The sequence below is a fragment of the Metasolibacillus sp. genome (assembly GCF_025291715.1).
GTDB classification, from domain to species: Bacteria; Bacillota; Bacilli; order Bacillales_A; family Planococcaceae; genus Metasolibacillus; species Metasolibacillus louembei.
On record NZ_JAMBIZ010000004.1, the window covers coordinates 134,962 to 154,524 of the forward strand.

The 19,563-nt window shown below is 38.9% G+C and carries 17 protein-coding genes and 1 pseudogene; 3 read left to right on the forward strand and 15 right to left on the reverse strand.

What is annotated here, in order from left to right; translation table 11 throughout:
* Nucleotides 1-73 precede the first annotated feature (73 nt).
* Both M3Z76_RS04580 and M3Z76_RS04585 read right to left on the reverse strand, forming a co-directional pair.
* Nucleotides 74-1,798, reverse strand: a complete 1,725-nt coding sequence (locus tag M3Z76_RS04580) for an ABC transporter ATP-binding protein (RefSeq protein ID WP_293921486.1) — start codon at nt 1,796-1,798, stop codon at nt 74-76.
* A gap of 144 nt (nt 1,799-1,942) precedes the next feature.
* Nucleotides 1,943-3,823 carry a helix-turn-helix domain-containing protein gene (locus tag M3Z76_RS04585; protein ID WP_293921485.1) on the reverse strand — a complete coding sequence of 627 codons (1,881 nt, stop codon included), beginning with the start codon at nt 3,821-3,823 and terminating at the stop codon, nt 1,943-1,945.
* A gap of 237 nt (nt 3,824-4,060) precedes the next feature.
* On the opposite strand from M3Z76_RS04585, the pseudogene M3Z76_RS04590 reads away from it, so the two are divergent.
* Together M3Z76_RS04590 and M3Z76_RS04595 are read left to right on the forward strand one after the other, a co-directional pair.
* Nucleotides 4,061-4,363 (forward strand): annotated as a pseudogene (locus tag M3Z76_RS04590) (ABC transporter substrate-binding protein); the annotation flags it as partial.
* Complete coding sequence (locus M3Z76_RS04595) at nt 4,360-5,160, forward strand: alpha/beta hydrolase (RefSeq protein ID WP_293921482.1); 801 nt, start codon at nt 4,360-4,362, stop codon at nt 5,158-5,160. The pseudogene M3Z76_RS04590 and the gene M3Z76_RS04595, both read left to right, overlap by 4 nt.
* A gap of 41 nt (nt 5,161-5,201) precedes the next feature.
* On the opposite strand, the gene rho is transcribed toward M3Z76_RS04595, so the two are convergent.
* The 9 genes from rho to M3Z76_RS04640 all read right to left on the reverse strand — a co-directional run bounded on the left by rho (nt 5,202) and on the right by M3Z76_RS04640 (nt 12,799).
* Nucleotides 5,202-6,485 (reverse strand): transcription termination factor Rho, encoded by a 1,284-nt coding sequence (rho, locus tag M3Z76_RS04600; RefSeq protein WP_293921481.1) that lies wholly within the window; start codon nt 6,483-6,485, stop codon nt 5,202-5,204.
* A gap of 122 nt (nt 6,486-6,607) precedes the next feature.
* A complete protein-coding gene (glpX, locus tag M3Z76_RS04605) occupies nt 6,608-7,564 on the reverse strand; it encodes a class II fructose-bisphosphatase (RefSeq protein ID WP_293921479.1) in 957 nt (318 codons plus the stop codon).
* A gap of 53 nt (nt 7,565-7,617) precedes the next feature.
* The gene (locus M3Z76_RS04610; protein WP_293921477.1) at nt 7,618-8,889 is read right to left on the reverse strand and encodes a UDP-N-acetylglucosamine 1-carboxyvinyltransferase; all 1,272 of its coding nucleotides are present in this window, start codon (nt 8,887-8,889) and stop codon (nt 7,618-7,620) included.
* A gap of 29 nt (nt 8,890-8,918) precedes the next feature.
* Nucleotides 8,919-9,569 carry a fructose-6-phosphate aldolase gene (gene fsa / locus M3Z76_RS04615; RefSeq protein WP_293921475.1) on the reverse strand — a complete coding sequence of 217 codons (651 nt, stop codon included), beginning with the start codon at nt 9,567-9,569 and terminating at the stop codon, nt 8,919-8,921.
* A 157-nt stretch (nt 9,570-9,726) separates the two neighbouring features.
* Nucleotides 9,727-10,581 carry a class II fructose-bisphosphate aldolase gene (locus tag M3Z76_RS04620; protein WP_293921473.1) on the reverse strand — a complete coding sequence of 285 codons (855 nt, stop codon included), beginning with the start codon at nt 10,579-10,581 and terminating at the stop codon, nt 9,727-9,729.
* Between the two features lie 162 nt (nt 10,582-10,743).
* Nucleotides 10,744-11,121: a response regulator gene (locus tag M3Z76_RS04625; protein WP_293921471.1), complete on the reverse strand. Its 378-nt coding sequence runs from the start codon at nt 11,119-11,121 to the stop codon at nt 10,744-10,746.
* A 394-nt stretch (nt 11,122-11,515) separates the two neighbouring features.
* Nucleotides 11,516-11,680 (reverse strand): hypothetical protein, encoded by a 165-nt coding sequence (locus M3Z76_RS04630; RefSeq protein WP_293921469.1) that lies wholly within the window; start codon nt 11,678-11,680, stop codon nt 11,516-11,518.
* A 13-nt stretch (nt 11,681-11,693) separates the two neighbouring features.
* Nucleotides 11,694-11,858, reverse strand: coding sequence for a hypothetical protein (locus M3Z76_RS04635; RefSeq protein WP_293921467.1), 165 nt, complete (start codon nt 11,856-11,858; stop codon nt 11,694-11,696).
* A 77-nt stretch (nt 11,859-11,935) separates the two neighbouring features.
* Nucleotides 11,936-12,799 (reverse strand): helix-turn-helix domain-containing protein, encoded by an 864-nt coding sequence (locus tag M3Z76_RS04640; RefSeq protein WP_293921465.1) that lies wholly within the window; start codon nt 12,797-12,799, stop codon nt 11,936-11,938.
* A gap of 86 nt (nt 12,800-12,885) precedes the next feature.
* Between M3Z76_RS04640 and M3Z76_RS04645 the strand changes: the two genes are divergently transcribed.
* Nucleotides 12,886-13,446 carry a DUF2529 family protein gene (locus M3Z76_RS04645; protein WP_293921463.1) on the forward strand — a complete coding sequence of 187 codons (561 nt, stop codon included), beginning with the start codon at nt 12,886-12,888 and terminating at the stop codon, nt 13,444-13,446.
* Between the two features lie 46 nt (nt 13,447-13,492).
* On the opposite strand, the gene M3Z76_RS04650 is transcribed toward M3Z76_RS04645, so the two are convergent.
* The 4 genes from M3Z76_RS04650 to icmF all read right to left on the reverse strand — a co-directional run bounded on the left by M3Z76_RS04650 (nt 13,493) and on the right by icmF (nt 19,495).
* Nucleotides 13,493-15,091 (reverse strand): CTP synthase, encoded by a 1,599-nt coding sequence (locus tag M3Z76_RS04650; RefSeq protein WP_293921461.1) that lies wholly within the window; start codon nt 15,089-15,091, stop codon nt 13,493-13,495.
* A gap of 225 nt (nt 15,092-15,316) precedes the next feature.
* Nucleotides 15,317-15,865, reverse strand: coding sequence for a DNA-directed RNA polymerase subunit delta (gene rpoE / locus M3Z76_RS04655; protein WP_293921459.1), 549 nt, complete (start codon nt 15,863-15,865; stop codon nt 15,317-15,319).
* A gap of 82 nt (nt 15,866-15,947) precedes the next feature.
* On the reverse strand, nt 15,948-16,106 hold the full coding sequence (locus M3Z76_RS04660) for a hypothetical protein (protein WP_293921457.1): 159 nt from the start codon (nt 16,104-16,106) through the stop codon (nt 15,948-15,950).
* A gap of 149 nt (nt 16,107-16,255) precedes the next feature.
* Complete coding sequence (gene icmF / locus M3Z76_RS04665) at nt 16,256-19,495, reverse strand: fused isobutyryl-CoA mutase/GTPase IcmF (protein WP_293921456.1); 3,240 nt, start codon at nt 19,493-19,495, stop codon at nt 16,256-16,258.
* Between the last annotated feature and the right edge of the window lie 68 nt (nt 19,496-19,563).

Sequence of the window (19,563 nt, forward strand, 5' to 3'; positions counted from 1 at the left end):
TTACTATTTGTTCTACATTGAAGGATTATCTGACAGGCGATTTAATACACCATTTGTCAGACAATCCTATGCTTTATAGCTGTAAACCAAATTGTGCCGTATACAAACCATAATAGACTTTTTGACTATTCATTAATTCCTCATGTGTGCCTTCTTCCACAATACCTTTTTTCGATACAACGACAATGCGGTCTGCATCTTTAATCGTAGCAAGTCGGTGTGCAATAACTAATGTTGTGCGCCCTACCGCTAGCTCATTTAATGCTTCCTGAATTGCTTTTTCTGTTTCTGTATCTAGGGCAGATGTTGCTTCATCTAAAATAAGAATTTTAGGGTTTTTCAAGAAAATACGCGCAATCGATAAGCGCTGCTTTTGACCACCAGAGAGCTTGACACCACGCTCCCCAATAAGCGTATCCATCCCTTCTGGCAGTGCACGAATAACTTCTTCAAGCTGTGCACGCTTTGCCGCATGCCATATGTCTTCCTCGCTTGCATTTAAATTTCCATAGGCAATATTTTCACGAATGGTACCATCAAATAAGAAAACATCCTGCTGTACAATGCCAATATGTGAACGTAAGGAATGCAGCTTAATATCACGAATATCGATACCATCGATTTTAATTGAGCCCTCATTCACCTCATAAAAACGTGGCAATAAGCTACAAATTGTCGACTTCCCTGCTCCTGATGGTCCAACAAGTGCAACTGTTTCACCAGGTCGAACCGTCAAATTAATATTCTGTAATGCTCGCTTATCCTCTGTATAGCCAAACGAAACATTATCAAAAATAACTTCACCTTCTACATGATTAACCTCTTTCGCATTTACACGATCTGCAATTTCAGGCTCTGTTTCAATAAAATCAATATAGCGTTTAAAGCCTGCCATCCCTTTTGGATAGCTTTCAATAAACATATTAATTTTATGAATGGGGTTTAATAGAATGCCTGACAGTAAAATAAATGCGACAAACTCACCGCTCGTTAAATGACCATTTAAAACGTAATATGCACCTAAAAACAGTGTGAACAGTGATAATACTTTTGTTAAAATACCTGAAATCGCCTCATTCCAAGCCATTACCTTATAAGAAAATAGCTTCGTCATGCGGAATCGCTCATTATTTACTTTAAAGCGTTGAATTTCATGTGCTTCATTTGTGAAAGCTTGTACGACACGAATACCGCTTACGTTATTCTCTACACGTGCATTAAAATCTGCGATATCCCCGAACATTCTGGTAAAGGCTTTTGACATTAGCTTTCCGAAAATAATTGTCAAAACTAAAATAATTGGTACAAGGACGAATATTAAAATCGTGAAGGTAGGATCAATATAAAACATGACACTAAATGCTCCAATAATCGTCATGACTGCAATGAACAAATCCTCTGGTCCATGATGTGCAAGCTCTCCAATATCCATTAAGTCATTTGTTAAGCGCGACACAAGATGCCCTGTTTTATTATTATCAAAATAGCGGAACGATAGCTTTTGTACATGGCTAAACGCTTCTTTACGCATATCTGTTTCAATATTAATTCCAAGCATATGTCCCCAATAAGAAACGATGAAATGGAAAATTGAATTTAAAATATATAAGCCAAATAACAATAGACTGACCATTAAAATCCATTTCAATTCACCATCAGGTAAAATATCATCAATGACCTTGTTTAAAACTAGTGGAAAAGCTAACTCAATAAGTGCAACTAAAATGGCACATGAAAAATCAAGTATAAATAGCCCTTTATAAGGCTTGTAGTAAGAGAAAAATCGCTTTAATAGCACCGATGCAACCTCCTTGTTGTAAAACACATTTTATTGATAATGATTATCGTTATCAACTATACTATATTTCTCTTATTTTATGCAATGTTATTTTCATCAAGCTAAAGGGCTGTCCTAATACAGAACAGCCCTACTACATTCACTTTATTGCGCTGATTTTGCTGCTTGCACAATCGTTTCTGCCATTTCCTCTGCTTGATGCAATGCAGAAAGCGGGTCAGAAGCAAAATAATATTCTGGCGCTAGATTAAGCGTTTTATTATTTTTCACTACATCTAAATTCGTCCAAGTTGCAGGGAAATTCTCCTCTGGATTGAAGAAATTAATGACAAAGACGTAATCTCCTACATAGTCACCCACTACCTCGTAGGAAATATCATAACGACCATTATTTGATTCCTTCGTATCAAATAACTCCTGTACTTTTTCCTGTGGCTTCATGCCCAATACTTGATACAATGCACGTCCACCCGATACGCTATTATTCGCTACAACTGTGGCATTTTTCTCAAATACATCAAAAATCGTAAATGTTGCATCTTTAGGAATAGCCGCATAAATTTTTTCACGAGCAGCTGCTATACGCTTTTCAAAGTCCTGCGCAAACTTTTCTGCTTCAGCTTGGCGACCTAAATATTCCCCCATTGCCTTCACTTCATCTACCGCCGATTGATGTGCTGATTCAGAAAAGACAATTGTCGGTGCAATTTTTTCAAACTTTTCTACATCCTCTGCATTCCATGTAATAATTAAATCTGGCTTTAGCTCTAATATTTTTTCTAATGAAGCACTGCCATCTGTCCCGATATTCGTAATTTCTCCCTCTTTATAATATTGCTTTAAAAAAGCGGCATAATCTAAATTCGCTACAACGGCACCAACTGGCACAACATCCAACGCAAGCATTTGCCCTAAATACCAATCTGTCACAACTCGCTCTGGCTTAATTGGTATTTCTACTTCACGCCCTGCATCATCTGTAATTACTCTTGTTGTCGCTTCTTCCTTCGCTGTATCTTCTGATTTTTCTGTTGCATCTGCTCCGCAGGCAGCTAACAGTAAAATTAAGCTGAATAAAAATGGTGTTGCTAATTTTTTTAACATGAACGTATTGCTCCCATTCTCAAATAATTTAGCTTGCATAAGCTGACTCTCATTATATTGAAAATGATTCTCATTATTAATAGACTTATCGGACATATTAACTGGATATTTCAGTCTGTATTCACTCGGTGTTATATGTAGCTGTTTTTTAAACATTCGGCTAAAGTAATATTCATCCTCATAGCCAATTGCCAATGAAATTTCTTTAATGCTTAAAGAGGTACCTTGCAAATACTTCTGTGCTAGCATCAAACGATATTGCTGTAAGTAATTTTGCGGTCCCTCTCCATAACGCTCTTTAAAAATACGCAGCAAATGACGCGTACTAATATTTAAAAAATCAGCTAGCTTTTGTACTGTTATTTGCTGATTTATATTTTTTTCTATATATATTTTAGCGCTCTCGGCTAAATCCACCTCATGCACTATAGCTTTTCCTGTTGCTAGCTCCTGAAAAATTTGCGCAACTAATTCATAAAAGCTTCCTTTGACAAATAAATGATTTGGAGAGGAGTCCTCCTGCCATTTGCTATACATATTTTGTACTAAAGATTCAATTGCCACTGGATTATTTGGTATACATGAAAAGGTTGTATGAAAAGGCCTACACTTTATATATAAATGCTGAAGTAAGGCATCCACATACATCACATCACCTTGATAATAAATCATATAATAGCTTACAGTGCTTGCTGCTTTATATTGCAGTTGCTCTGATTTCCCTATGTGGAATATACTAAAACGTGTTATATGATATGGAATTTGATTAATACAAAGCTCCATCTCCCCGTTTACAATAATAAGAAAAGCACTGTGTGGCATAACGCGCTTACTAGCTTTTACTGAATTGCTGACATACTCCATCTTCTTTATTTTTACATAGGCATTCTCCCATAACAGCATATGCGTTTTATAATCCATGACGTTGCCCCCTTGTATTGCTATCTAGCATTGAAATACTTCATTAATTTTTATACAATACGATTAATTGAGAATAATTTTCATTTAAATTCATTTTCCCAAATAAGAGGTGATTCTGCAATATGGCAACGCCAATATCATTAAAAGATGTTCGACAATATATGATTCAGCACCATCACCAGCCCTTATCCATTGAATATTTAGCGGAAATTGCTGGCTTAAGTGCTAGCTATTTTATTTAGCGGCTATGTGTTAACACATGAGCTAGGCTTTACTTTAAGCGATTTCGTGAAAAATGGAGCTTTCGAGGTTTCATTAGAAATTTTACCTGAGCTAGATGCTGACTATATTTTCTTAATTAACGATGGCAATTTAGGGGATGAATTTTTAAAAGAGCTCAAAGATAGCCCTATTTGGCAAAGTACAGCAGCATTCAAAAATGGACAAGTGTATGAAACTTCGGATGACCATTGGCTAAACGGCGGGCTTCATGCACATGAAAAGGTAATTGACGATGTATTGGAGTATTTAGTGCCATGACAAAACTGATGACAACAGCTTATATGTCCAATAATTACTTTGAATATGCGATGACCTCTGAGAAACAACTAGACTATCGGATTTTAATTGCTACTCCAACCGATGAGCCACCAGCAGAGGGCTACGCAGTTGTCTATGTACTAGATGGAGATGCACTTTTTGCGACGCTGGCAGAAGCCGTCAAATTGCAAACACGCAAGCCAAAGGGCTATGAGCCAATTATTGTTATTGGCATTAGCTACCCGTCCCGAGAGCCCTTTGATTTCGAACGTCGGTTTTATGATTTCACACCACAGGTTCATGAAAATCAGCTAGCCCCTCGCCCAGATGGTTCAGCATGGCCAGCAAATGGGCATGCTGACGATTTTCTGGATTTTCTTGAGCAGGAGCTAATGCCCTCTGTAGCAGAGGAATGGCCTATTAACCTGAACAAACAGGCGATTGCAGGTCATTCATTAGGCGGGCTATTTACACTTTATACTTTATACGCAAGACCACATTTATTTAGCCATATTGTCGCTGGTAGCCCTTCTGTTTGGTGGGGAGACAATGATTTATTGAACAAGCTAGCTTCCTTTGCCGAAACATCACAAGGCAGCCAGCCCATCCAGCTATTGCTTACAATCGGTGCTAATGAATTACCTGATATGCTGGAAGGCGCTAATCAAGTTGCTGAATATACGAAACAACTTACTAAACAAATCGACACACAGTATGTCATATTTTCTGAAGAAGACCATGTCAGCGTGCTGCCATGTATGCTTAGCAGAATTCCTCGATTTATACATGGCGAATAAAAAAACGGGGGCGTCCGATTGGGACGCCCCCTGTTATTTGATTATAGCAACCCTTTACCGTTCGTTGCTTTTTTCATATCTTGGTTGAGTTTCTCGAAAAATTCCTCATTGGATTCCGTTGTGCGGAGCTTGCGTAAAAATTTTTCAGCGAAGTCTGGTGCATCGCTAAATGTTTTGCGAATTGCCCATAATTTTTCAAGCTGCTCTTTCGGGATAAGCAATTCTTCCTTACGCGTACCTGAACGACGAATATCAAGTGCAGGGAAAATACGGCGCTCTGCTAAGCTACGATCTAAATGTAGCTCCAAGTTCCCTGTTCCTTTAAATTCCTCATAAATTACTTCATCCATACGGCTTCCTGTATCAACTAAGGCTGTCGCTAAAATGGTTAAGCTACCACCTTCTTCAATATTACGTGCCGAACCAAAAAAGCGCTTTGGACGGTGGAATGCCGCTGGGTCAATACCACCAGATAATGTACGGCCACTTGGTGGGATAACTAAGTTATAGGCACGTGCTAAACGAGTAATAGAATCCATTAAAATAATGACATCACGTTTATGCTCTACTAGGCGACGTGCGCGTTCCAATACGATTTCTGCTACTTTGACATGATTTTCAGGTACTTCATCAAATGTAGAAGAAACAACATCTGCTTTGACAGAGCGCTCAATATCCGTTACTTCCTCTGGACGCTCATCAATTAATAGAACGATAAGTTCTGCCTCTGGATAATTTGTTGTAATGGCATTGGCGATTTCTTTAAGTAAAGATGTTTTCCCTGCTTTTGGTGGTGCAACGATTAAACCACGTTGACCAAAGCCAACAGGTGCAATTAAATCCATGATACGTGTAGAGAGCTTTTTAGAAGTTGTTTCAAGCTTAATATGGCGATCTGGATAGAGCGGTGTTAATGCCGGGAAATGCACACGCTCCTTTGCCACTTCAGGGTCTTCCCCATTCACTGCGTCTACTTGCAATAAGCCATAATAGCGTTCATTTTCTTTTGGTGGACGCACCTTACCTGAAACTTTGTCTCCATTTCGTAAATCAAAGCGACGAATTTGAGAGGCAGAAATATAAATATCTTCTTTAGAAGGAGAGTAGTTGATTGGACGTAAAAATCCAAAGCCTTCCTGTGAAACGATTTCAAGTACGCCTTCCATAAAGAAGAAGCCTTCTTGTTCAGAGCGTGTTTTTAAAATCGCAAAAATTAATTCTTTTTTTGTTAATTTGCTATAATAAGAAATTTTGTAATCTCGCGCAAGAGCATAAAGCTCTTTTAAAGTCATATTTTCTAATTGCGCAATTGTAAGTGATGCCATATGATGACCCCAGTCTTTTTAAATTTTACTTATTGGAGAATCGTTGAAGCTAATCATCATTGATTAGTCGACTTTCTTAAGAAGAGTAGGGCCGATTCGCTTCAGCCCTACTTTATAGAAGCTTAATACGTTGGTTTTTTTTCGATGCTGTGACGACCTTCAATGAATCGTACAGTACCTGATTTTGCACGCATTACAACGGAATGTGTTAATGCATACGCACCTTTATATTGAACACCTCGTAAAAGCTCACAATCTGTTACAGCGGTTGCTGCAAAAATTGCATCATCACCTTTTACTAAGTCATCCATATATAATACTTTATTCACGTCAATCCCCATTTTATTACAACGTTCTAGCTGCTCCTCATCTTCAGGTACGAGCTTCGCTTGGAAGTCGCCACCTAGGCATTTTAAAGCAACCGCTGAAATAACACCCTCTGGTGCGCCACCGATACCGAACATTATATCGATACCTGTTTCATCAAACGCTGTATTAATTGCTGCACCGACATCTCCATCTTGAATGAATTTAATGCGTGCACCTGCTTCGCGAATTTCATCAACAATCGCTTGGTGACGTGGACGATCTAGCAATGTGGCTACAACGTCGGAAATATCTTTATTTTTTGCCTTGGCAACTTGTAGCAAGTTGTATGTGACAGAGGCATTAATATCAACTTTGCCTGCCGCTTCTGGACCGACAGCAATTTTATCCATATACATGTCTGGTGCATTTAATAAGTTGCCACGGTCTGCAATGGCTAATACAGTCATTGCACCATTAGCACCCTTTGCAACGATGTTTGTACCTTCTAATGGGTCTACAGCGATATCTACTTCTGGACCACCGTTACGCAAGCCTAGCTCTTCACCAATATAAAGCATCGGCGCTTCGTCCATCTCGCCTTCCCCGATTACAACAGTCGCATGCATCGGAATTGTGTCAAACATTGTACGCATCGCTGTTGTAGCTGCATCATCGGCAGCGACCTTTTCGCCTCGCCCCATCCATTTTGCAGATGCAATCGCTGCTGTTTCTGTTACTCGTACTACTTCCATTGATAAACTGCGTTCCATGTTTCCTTATCCTCCTGCTATCATACTTGCATATTTTTCTAAATCATTGATTGTTATTTGCTTGTATGTACAATGGTTTCACGGCGAATTTCCGCTCCAAGTGCACAAAGTTTTTCAATCAAGCCACCGTAGCCTCGCTCGATATGGTAAATGTCGTGAATTTCTGTTTCACCTTCTGCAATTAAGCCTGCTAATACTAATGCTGCACCTGCGCGCAAATCTGTCGCAGTTACCGTTGAGCCTTGCAGTTGTGTAGGCCCTTGAATAATTGCTGTGTTTCCTTCTACCTTTGCGTTGGCATTCATTCTACGTAGCTCATCAATATGCTTGAATCTTGCAGAGTATATTGTATCCGTTACTTTCGACGAGCCAACTGCTTGCGTTAGCAAAACTGATAGTGGCTGTTGAATGTCTGTAGCAATACCAGGATAAACAAGTGTTTTTATATCGACCGCTGTTAAATCTGTCGTTTGCTTCGGTATAAAAATACTTTCCTCCCCAGTCTCTATTTTAACGCCCATTTCTCGCAATTTCGCTACTAATGACTCTACATGGAGTGGAATCACATTGTCGATTGTGACACCATCGCCAATAGCAGAGGCCATAATCATAAATGTTGAGGCTTCAATACGATCAGGAATAATGGTGTGCTTCGTCCCGTGTAATTCCTCTACACCGTCAATACGAATAACGCTCGTACCAGCACCTTTAATTTTTGCCCCCATATTCGTCAATAATGTCGCAACATCGATAATTTCAGGTTCTTTTGCCGCATTTTCAATCACCGTGCGCCCTTTTGCACGCACAGCAGCAAGCATAATATTAATTGTTGCACCTACGCTTGCAACATCTAAATAAATTTTCGCACCGATTAGCTCATCCGCGCGTAAATAAATCGCGCCATGCTCATTCGTCACAGTCGCCCCCAATGCTTCAAAGCCTTTAATATGCTGGTCGATTGGACGCGGACCTAAAAAACAGCCTCCTGGTAAGCCGATAACAGCTTTTTTAAAGCGACCTAGCATTGCGCCCATCATGTAATAAGAGGCACGTAGCTTTTTGACATTGCCATTTGGCATAGGCATTGCCGTCATTTTACTTGGATCAATTGTCATTTGCCCGTCTTCAAATGACACTTCTCCACCAATTTCCTCTAGTAAAGCTTTTAATGTCCATGCGTCAGAAATCGCTGGGATTCCTTCAATTGTTACGGAAGAATTCGCTAGGATTGATGCTGGAATTAAAGCAACCGCACTATTTTTGGCTCCACTAACTTTCACTGTACCTTTTAAACGTCGTTGTCCTGTAATTTTATAAACATCCATAACGATTCTCCCTTAAAAAGAATGGCTCATTATTGTCCTTGGCGCTTTGACCAGTCCGCTAAAAAACCTTCGATTCCTTTTGCTGTTAATGGATGGTTAAATAATTGCTGTAATACGTTAAATGGTGTTGTTGAAATATGAGCACCAGCTAGAGCTGCGTCTGTAATATGTTGTGGGTGACGGATTGATGCAGCAATGATTTCTGTTTTAATATCGTGAATTGTGAAAATATCTGCAATTGTAGAAATTAACTCTACGCCATTATGGCCGATATCATCTAAACGTCCAAGGAATGGAGAAACGTAAGTAGCGCCTGCGCGAGCTGCCATTAAAGCTTGGTTCGCACTGAAAATTAATGTAACGTTTGTTTTAATCCCTTTTTCTGAGAAATGCTTACATGCTTTTAAGCCTTCTGGTGTCATAGGTAGCTTCACTGTAATATTCGGATGAATTGCAGCTAGCTCTTCCCCTTCTTTAATCATACCTTCAGCATCTAAAGAAATAACCTCACCTGAAACCGAGCCATCAACAAGTTGTGCAATTTCCTTTAAGCGATCATGGAAGTTTACACCTGGCTCTTTTGCTACAAGTGATGGATTCGTTGTTACGCCAGATAAAATCCCCCAAGAGTATGCTTCCTTAATTTCATCAAAGTTTGCTGTATCAATAAAAAATTTCATGCTAAAAAATCCTCCTAAAATTACGATTTCATATTAATTCAAAAATGAAGAGAAGGCCGTTGTGACACTTCTCCCTCACATACACTGACCTTCAATAATGGATGAAAGCTAACAATCAGTGGGAGGTGAATCCCCACCCACTGATTGAACTGTGATTTTATGCTTTTTGATTGCTACCAAATTCACGAATTTTCCCAATAACTGTTGCTTTAATCGCCTCACGTGCAGGTGCTAAATATTTACGTGGGTCATATACTTTCGTATCATTTGCTAGCACTTCACGAATTGCTTTTGTTGCCGAAATTTGGTTTTCTGTATTTACGTTAATTTTCGCTGTACCTAATGAGATAGAGCGTTGAATATCTTTTGTTGGGATACCTGTTCCACCATGTAATACTAATGGAAGGTCTGCTAATTTAGAAATTTCCTCCATTTCAGCAAATCCTAAGTTTGGCTCACCTTGGTATGGACCATGCACTGAACCTAATGCTGGCGCTAAGCAATCAATATTTGTTGCTTCTACAAGACGCTTACATTCTGCTGGATCTGCGTACATAATACCACCGATTACGCCATCCTCTTCTCCACCAACTGTACCAAGTTCTGCTTCTACAGACACACCATTTGCATGTGCGTATTCTACAACTTGCTTCGTAATGCTAACATTCTCGTCAAATGGGTGGTGAGAAGCATCAATCATAACAGAAGTAAAGCCTGCATCGATTGCTTCTTTACATTTTTCAAAGCTTGAGCCGTGGTCTAAGTGAATCGCTACAGGTACTGTAATTTTATATGATTCGATTAAACCTTTTACCATATGAACAACTGCAATGAAGCCACCCATATATTTACCAGCGCCTTCAGATACACCTAAAATAACTGGTGAATTTTCCTCTTGTGCTGCTTGTAAAATCGCTTGTGTGAACTCTAAGTTATTAATATTGAATTGCCCTACTGCGTAACCTTCTGCTTTTGCTTTAATTAACATCTCTTTCATTGAAACTAATGCCATGATTTAAATCCTCCTCGGACAGTTGTTGGTTATTGCTTATTTATGGCTCTGCTAGACATCTAGCAGGGAAAAGCCTTTAATTTCATTTTAGACAAGCTTTCACTTCGTCCAAATATTGCACGTCTCTATCATAACAAAAATGAAGGTGTCTGAAAAGTTATTTCAAACACCTTCGCTTTTACCACCACTTAGTATTTCATTCACTGCATCTCGCACTTCAAAAATATTAAACGGTTTTGTAAAATATTTTGTTGCACCTAGCGCAAATGCTTCATCAATGAGCGTTTGCTCGCCATATGCTGTCATCATCACAACATTTATTTCGTCGCTTAGTGTTCGTAGCTCACGCAATATTTCAATACCGTTCATCCCTGGAATTTTCATATCAAGCAAGATGCAATCAATTTTTTCATTTTTGAATATGTCTAATGCTTCCATGCCATTTGATGCTAAAAAGGTTTCATACCCTTCTTTTTTAAAAACCTCATTTAGCAATAATCGAATGCCATGTTGATCGTCTACTATTAATATGTTTGTCATTTCGGATATCTCCTATTTGTGTGCTTCAAGTGGGTAAAATTGTATGTAAATAAAAAACTCATCTAATCATAAGTGATAAAGGTTTTTTGGATGCTACTGGTCACCTTATCGTAATATTAATTTCACCTTCCACAGCAATTAATATATTTATAACACACTTCTTTATTTTTTATGAATGAGTAAACATTCAGTGCATACACTTGAACAGTTGCTAAATAAAGATGGATATGTCACCAGTAGCATTGAGTTATGAATCCATAGATTAATGGATGCTTGGTAAACCTGAGAGTTGCTCTGAGAAGAATTGTACTCCCTTACAGTGAAGATTAATTCTTCTCACATTTTATAGCCTTCAACTATCTTAGATTAAAAGCTTTTATATTTAGCACATCATCTAAGGTCTGCTCGGTAAATCTGGTAAGGATTCTGAGAAGACTTGTACTCCTACATTTAACGATATTTCACTAACAGGTGAGACTGTTTCCGCCTGTGCTTGATAACTTCCAACTGATAATAAAATCACGCAACCTACAAATAAATTAACTACAAACTTTTTCATAGCAGTACTCCTTTTAAGGTAGGCTTGGTAAATCTGGGAGTTTCCCTGAGAAGACTTGTGCTCCCACATTTAACGATATTTCACTAACAGGTGAGACTGTTTCTGCTGGTGCTTGATAAACACCAACTGATAAAAGAATGATACAGCATACAACTAAATTAGCCAAAAACTTTTTCATCGTAACACCCCCTTTTATTAGTAATTTATTACAAACCAAAAGATAAATCAATATTTTTTTAAAATTCATAATATATTTTATAGATCTTTTTGTAATTGCTCCTTTAATTGTTCTGTAATTCTAATATAATCAATTTTATTTTGAAGCTCAAAAAGACTTGTTGCTTGTCGAATATAAATTTCAGCATCAGTAAATGCTTTTTCTAAAATGGATAAACGGGCTGCTTGAAATAATAACTCGCCTAATCTATATAATGTTTCATTTTCTAAGCAAAGCTTAATCGCCTGTTTACAGCAAAGTAACGCATCTTTGATATCTTCTTTATATGCTAGCGTTCTTGATTTTCCATGTAGAATTTTAATTTTCAAACGATCATTTATATGATTTTGTGCAAAATTTGAAGTACAAAGTTCATAATAATGAAGCGATGTATCATATTCTTCCCTCTCAAAATAAACTACAGCTAGACTGCTCATAATTTCAATATCCAATGCTTCCTCTACTTTTCCCTCTGATGGTAAAAGAGATTTAAAAATTTGAATAGATTTGGTGCTATTTTTTTCTAGAAAATATGCACAAATCCCCTCATTCCACTTCAAAAATTTACGCTCTTTTGAGGAAAGCATGCTTTTATTGTGCAATTCATTCATAATAATATAAGAAACTGATTCATAATCTCGTTGATGTACTAATTTTCGCACAAGCTTTTCAACTTCTGAATTTGACTGAACTGGTGTAGAATGTACATCATGAAAGAAGTTTTCGATTGGTACGCCTAATTTTTCAGCAATTTGGTGCATCACAACGCTCGATGGCGAACTGCCACCCTTTTCAAAGTTGCTAATCATAGCTTGTGTGCATATTCCTTTTGCTAATTGAGCTTGTGTATAACCCATTTTCTTTCTATAATATTTAATGTTTTTTGCAATTGTTTGTAACATCTTATTCTCCTAACGTATACTTTTTCATTCAATATAATGAATATATTTATATTATATTTTATTTTAATATCAATGAGGTGTTTTTTATGTCAAAAATATTAACAACACAATTAACAGGTGTCCTGCAAAAGATTCAACAAAATGAAGAGGATGCGATTGAGGAAACTGCGCGTCTATTAGCACAGGCTGCTATTGGGCAAGGTACAGTGTATTTTGCATGCTTTGATGAAATGCAAGGCATTGCTCAAAATGCGCTGTTGTCAGCAGAGCCAATGGCAAAGGTAGCACTATGGACAGCAGATACACTTCTGACAGAAACGGATCGCGTCTGCATTTTTACACGTCATGCTAATAATTCAGATGCCCTTGAATTAGCACAACAGCTTTATGATGCATTTATTCCTTTTGCAGCAATTGCTTGCGAGCAAGCTAGCAATGACAACCAGCTGAGTGAGCTTGCTTACACCTATGTTTCTCTAAACTTACGCAATCCCATTTTGCCACATCCTACAAAGCTTGGTACCCGTATTGTGATGCCATCTTTATTAGCTGCTCTTTATGTCTATGAAGCAATTAAGCTGTCCTACGATGAAATGCTCGTTTTAGACGAGGATGACGATGAGGAAATTCAATCACCTTTTGGGTAATCAAAAACGGCAGTTTGGAGAGCTTACCAAACTGCCGTTTTCCTATTTATTTATTGAATGCGGCACCAACAAACTCACGGAATAATGGTTGTGGACGTTGTGGGCGTGAAATTAGCTCTGGGTGGAACTGTGCAGCTACGAAGAATTTCTTCTCTGGTAGCTCGATAACTTCCACTAGTTTATTGTCAGGTGAAACGCCTGAGAATACTAAGCCTTCTGCCTCCATTGCTTCACGGAACTCATTATTAAATTCATAGCGGTGGCGGTGACGCTCGTACACTAACTCTTCACCGCTGTATGCCGAACGTGCTACTGAGCCCTCTTTTAGCTTACATGGATATAAGCCTAAACGTAGTGTACCACCTAAATCTGTATCCTCTGATTGATCTGGTAAGAAGTCAATAATTGGATATTTTGTGCCATTATCTAATTCTGTTGAATGTGCGCCTTCTAGCCCCATCACATTGCGAGCAAATTCAATTGTCGCAAGCTGCATACCTAAGCAAATACCTAAGAATGGTACATTATTTTCACGCGCATAGCGAATTGCTTCAATTTTCCCTTCAATACCACGATCGCCAAAGCCACCTGGTACTAAAATGCCATCTGCTTGGTTTAATAGCTCTTCCACATTTTCAGCTGTTACATTTTCAGCGTTTACCCAATCAATTTCGATATCTGAATTGTAAACATAGCCTGCATGCTTCAATGCCTCTACAACAGAAATATAAGCGTCCTGTAGCTCTACATATTTCCCTACTAGAGCAATGCGTGTTTTGTTTTCTAAGTTTTTCACTTTATGGACAAGCTCTTTCCAATCTTCCATATCCGCTTTTGGTGCTTTAATGCCAAAATGATCTAAAACGATTTGGTCAAAGCCTTGTGCAAGCAAGTTTAGTGGCACTTCATATAAATGCTCTGCATCGCGTGATTCAATAATATCCGTTGAGCGAACATCACAGAATAGCGCAATTTTATCCTTCATTTCCTGTGGTACAGGCTGCTCTGTACGCAATACGATAATATTCGGTTGAATACCTAATGAACGCAATTCTTTTACAGAGTGTTGAGTTGGCTTTGTTTTCATTTCCCCAGCCGCTTTAATATAAGGCATTAATGTACAATGGATATACATCACATTTTCATGCCCTAAATCACGGCGCATTTGGCGAATCGCTTCTAAAAATGATAGTGATTCGAAATCTCCTACTGTACCGCCAATTTCAGTAATAACAACATCCGCAGACGTTTCACGACCAGCACGTTGAATGCGGTCTTTAATTTCATTTGTTACATGAGGAATTACTTGAACTGTTCCACCGTTATAATCGCCACGACGTTCTTTGTTTAAAACAGATTGATACACTTTACCTGAGGTAACTGTTGAGTGTTTGCCAAGGTTTATATCAATAAAGCGCTCATAGTGACCTAAGTCTAAATCTGCCTCTGCGCCATCATCTGTTACGAAAACCTCACCATGCTGGTATGGGCTCATCGTACCTGGATCGATATTTAAATATGGATCAAACTTTTGAATTGTTACTTCTAATCCACGGTTTTTTAATATGCGACCTAGTGATGCAGCAACAATCCCCTTACCTAGTGAAGATACAACGCCACCTGTTACGAAAATATACTTTGTCATCTTGTATTCCTCCTTCAAAATATAAAAAACTTGGTTCACACTACAAGTTTTGCTGGGTAAATCAACAACAAAAAACGCTCCACCTGCAGTATATTTTGCAGGGGGAGCGTGTTACGTATACGGTCAATCTCCTTTTTTAAGGAGCCCAATTAAAAGATTAAACGGAAGCGGAAAAGAAGTCAAGAGTTTTTGCTTATGTTCATTCAATTAATGTCGAAGGCGATATTACTCCTCGATTTCTTCCTCTTCTTCTTCTAGCTCTTCTTCTTCATCGATAAGGAATTCATCATCTTCCTCTATTAAATCCTCATCAATCTCTTCATCGATATCTTCAATTTCTTCTGTATCAAAGTCGATTAGCTCTTCTTCAATTTCTTCGTCATCTTCTACGAATTCCTCGAAGTCTTCTTCAAAGCCGATATCATCTTCATCAAGATCTTCTAGCTCTTCTTCATCTTCAACTAGTTTCGATTTTTTCTTGCGTACTTTAACTGTTGGTGCAGTTTCTTCTTCAATTGTTTCAATTTTATACCAAATGCGTAGACCCCAGCCATTTTCATGGTTCAATAGAAAGCGACCATCTATGTTCATATCTGTATAAAATTGTACTAAATAGCCTTGTAATGCTTCATCAGATAAGCCATTGAAAGATTGAATTTCTTTTAATAAGTCGGCGAATAAAAGCGGTGATTTTCTTTCCTCTAAAATTGCGTATGCTAAGTCGATTAACGACTCTTCTGCTAGTTGTTCCTTTGTCATTTCACGAAGGTTCAAAATTGCGCACGTCCTTTCTTTTTACGTGTAAAGTTAAATCATGATAACCATTATATACAAACATAGCCCTACTATGCTAGCATCATTTCCTGTTTTTTATTTTTGCAACCTCTTTTGCACCGATATAAAAGAGAAATGCTGATAGTAGAAGTAAAGGAATCGAAGCCATTTGTCTATTATACAGCATAAAAGTGGCGAATAAGCCTGTTAAAATAACCATCAATGTTAGAAAGCTTTTCATTTTGCCACCTCACCTTGTTGTATAATACGCACTATTAAGTATACTGCAATTTTTGCATTGGTATATATTATTTCGCTTGTATTTTGCAAAAATTTTTCACGAAAGAAACTGCTTGAAAAGTCTATATCTTTCCAAGCAGCCTATCTATCTTACATATTACGACGGTATTGCCCGCCTACTTCATATAATGCCTTGGTAATTTGCCCTAAGCTTGCTACCTTCACTGTTTCCATTAATTCTGCAAAAATATTGCCGCCTGTTACAGCTGCTTGCTTTAAGCGTTGAATTGCTGCCTCAGCTTGCGTTGCATGACGTGTTTGGAATGCTTGTAAGTTGGTAATTTGTAAATCCTTTTCTTCCTGCGTTGCACGCGCAATTTCCATACTGTCAATTTGCTCCGCTGATGGCGGATTTGGATTTAAATATGTGTTCACACCGATAATCGGTAGCTCACCTGAATGCTTCAAATGCTCATAATACATCGATTCCTCTTGAATTCTACCGCGCTGATATTGCGTTTCCATTGCACCTAGCACACCGCCACGGTCATTCATACGATCAAACTCCTCTAGAACAGCTTGCTCCACTAAGTCCGTTAATTCCTCAATAATAAAGGCACCTTGCAGCGGATTTTCATTTTTTGACAAGCCATGCTCCTTCGTAATAATCATTTGAATCGCCATCGCACGGCGCACAGATTCCTCTGTTGGCGTTGTAATTGCTTCGTCATAGGCATTTGTATGCAATGAATTACAATTATCCTGCAATGCCATTAAAGCCTGTAATGTTGTACGAATATCATTAAAATCAATTTCCTGTGCATGCAAGCTACGCCCAGATGTTTGAATATGATATTTCAGCTTTTGCGAGCGATCATTCGCACCGTATTTATCACGCATAACGATTGCCCAAATACGGCGTGCTACACGTCCGATTACCGTATATTCAGGGTCTAAGCCATTCGAGAAGAAGAAGCTTAAATTCGGCGCAAAATCATCGATATGCATACCACGGCTTAAATAATATTCCACATAGGTAAAGCCGTTTGCTAATGTAAAGGCAAGCTGCGAAATCGGGTTAGCTCCAGCCTCCGCAATATGATAGCCTGAAATGGATACAGAATAGTAGTTACGCACTTTATGGTCAATGAAATATTGTTGAATATCGCCCATCATGCGCAGCGCAAATTCCGTTGAGAAAATACATGTATTTTGCCCTTGGTCTTCTTTTAAAATATCTGCCTGCACTGTGCCACGTACAACTTGCAGCGTTTTTGCACGTACTTCGGTAAATTCCTCTACGCTTAATGTGCGCCCTAACTCCTCTTCACGAGCTTTTACTTGCTGGTCAATTGCTGTGTTCATAAACATTGCTAAAATGATTGGTGCTGGCCCGTTAATCGTCATCGATACAGAGGTAGAAGGTGCACATAAATCAAAGCCAGCATACAGCTTTTTCATATCGTCTAACGTACAAATACTGACACCCGACTCCCCAACTTTCCCATAAATATCTGGGCGAGTATGTGGGTCTTCTCCGTATAATGTCACTGAGTCAAACGCTGTAGATAAACGCTTTGCATCATCGTCCTTCGATAGGTAGTGGAAGCGTTTATTCGTGCGCTCTGGCGTTCCTTCACCCGCAAATTGGCGCTTCGGGTCCTCGCCTTCCCGTTTGAATGGGAATACCCCTGCTGTATATGGGAATTCCCCTGGTACATTTTCTGCATAAACCCAGCGTAAAATTTCACCGTAATCCACAAAGCGTGGCAATGCCACCTTCGGAATTTTTGTACCTGCTAACGATGTCGTACGCAAAATTGTGCGAATTTCCTTATCGCGCACTTTCGTCACAAGCTCCTCGCCCGCATACGCTTCTTTTAAGGCTGCCCAGTTAGCTAAAATGCGCTTTGATTCAGCTGATAACTCATTTTTAACGCTTTCTATTAGCGTATCAATCGAAGCAAGCAAGGCTTCCTCTGTTGCAGGCAATTGCTGCTTCGTGCCTTCAAGCTGATATAATTTGCGCGCGAAGTCGACTTGCTGCTGCGCCTTTTTATGATAGCCACGCACCGTATCTGTAATTTCACGTAAGTAATAGCGGCGGTCATTTGGAATAATAACATCCTGCTTTTGCGTTTTAATGGATTGCTCATACGATGTTGCCCAGTCTAGCTCAAACTTCTCGTTAATTGTTTTAACAAGAGCTGCAAATAAAGAGTTTGTCCCTTTATCATTGAATTGGCTCGCAATCGTGCCGTAAACAGGCATATCATCTAAATTGGCTGTCCACAATTCGCGTGAGCGCTGGTATTGCTTTTGCACTTGACGTAATGCATCCTCAGAGCCTTTACGCTCGAATTTATTAATCGCAATAATATCCGCATAATCAATCATATCAATTTTTTCTAGCTGCGTTGGTGCGCCGAATTCACTTGTCATTACATACATCGAGAAATCCGTATGCTTCGTAATTTCCGCATCCCCTTGACCGATACCGCTCGTCTCAACAACGATTAAGTCATAACCAGCCACCTTTACTACATCAAGCACATCACCAATCGACGCAGATAGCTCTGTATGCGAACCACGTGTTGCTAAGCTGCGCATATAGACGCGATTATTGAAAATGGCATTCATACGAATACGGTCACCTAATAATGCACCACCTGTTTTTTGCTTCGTTGGGTCAACTGAAATAATCGCAATTTTTTTGTCAGGAAACTCCTGTAAGAAACGGCGAATTAGCTCATCTGTTAAGGAAGATTTCCCGGCACCACCTGTTCCTGTAATACCAAGCACAGGTGTATGCTTCGATTTTGCCCGCGCTTCTTCTAACAAAGGTTGAACATCATCCCCACCAATTTCCGCTGCTGTAATTAAATTCGCCAAGATTTCAGGTGTATTTGTAGACAGCTGCTCTAGCTTTGCTAAAAAGTCGCCTTGTATTGTTGAAAAATCTGTTCCCTCAATTTGACGATTAATCATCCCCTGTAAACCGAGCTGTCGCCCATCTTCTGGTGAGAAAATACCTGCGATACCGTATTCATGTAGCTCTTTAATTTCACGTGGCAAAATAACACCACCACCACCGCCATAAATTTTAATATGGGGTGCACCTTTTTCACGTAAAAGATCATACATATATTTAAAATACTCCATATGACCGCCTTGATAGCTGGAAATGGCGATGCCTTGTGCATCCTCTTGAATTGCGGCATTGACAACCTCTTCAACGGAGCGATTATGCCCTAAATGAATAACCTCTACTCCGCTTGCTTGTAAAATGCGGCGCATAATATTAATCGATGCATCATGACCATCAAATAAGCTGGATGCTGTTACAAATCGGACATGGTGCTTTGGACGGTACACTTCTACTTTTTCCATTGCTTTTTCCCCCTTCAATTGCTCGTAAACATTACGCAAAGGGGCGTCTGAAAGGATATGCTCCTTCA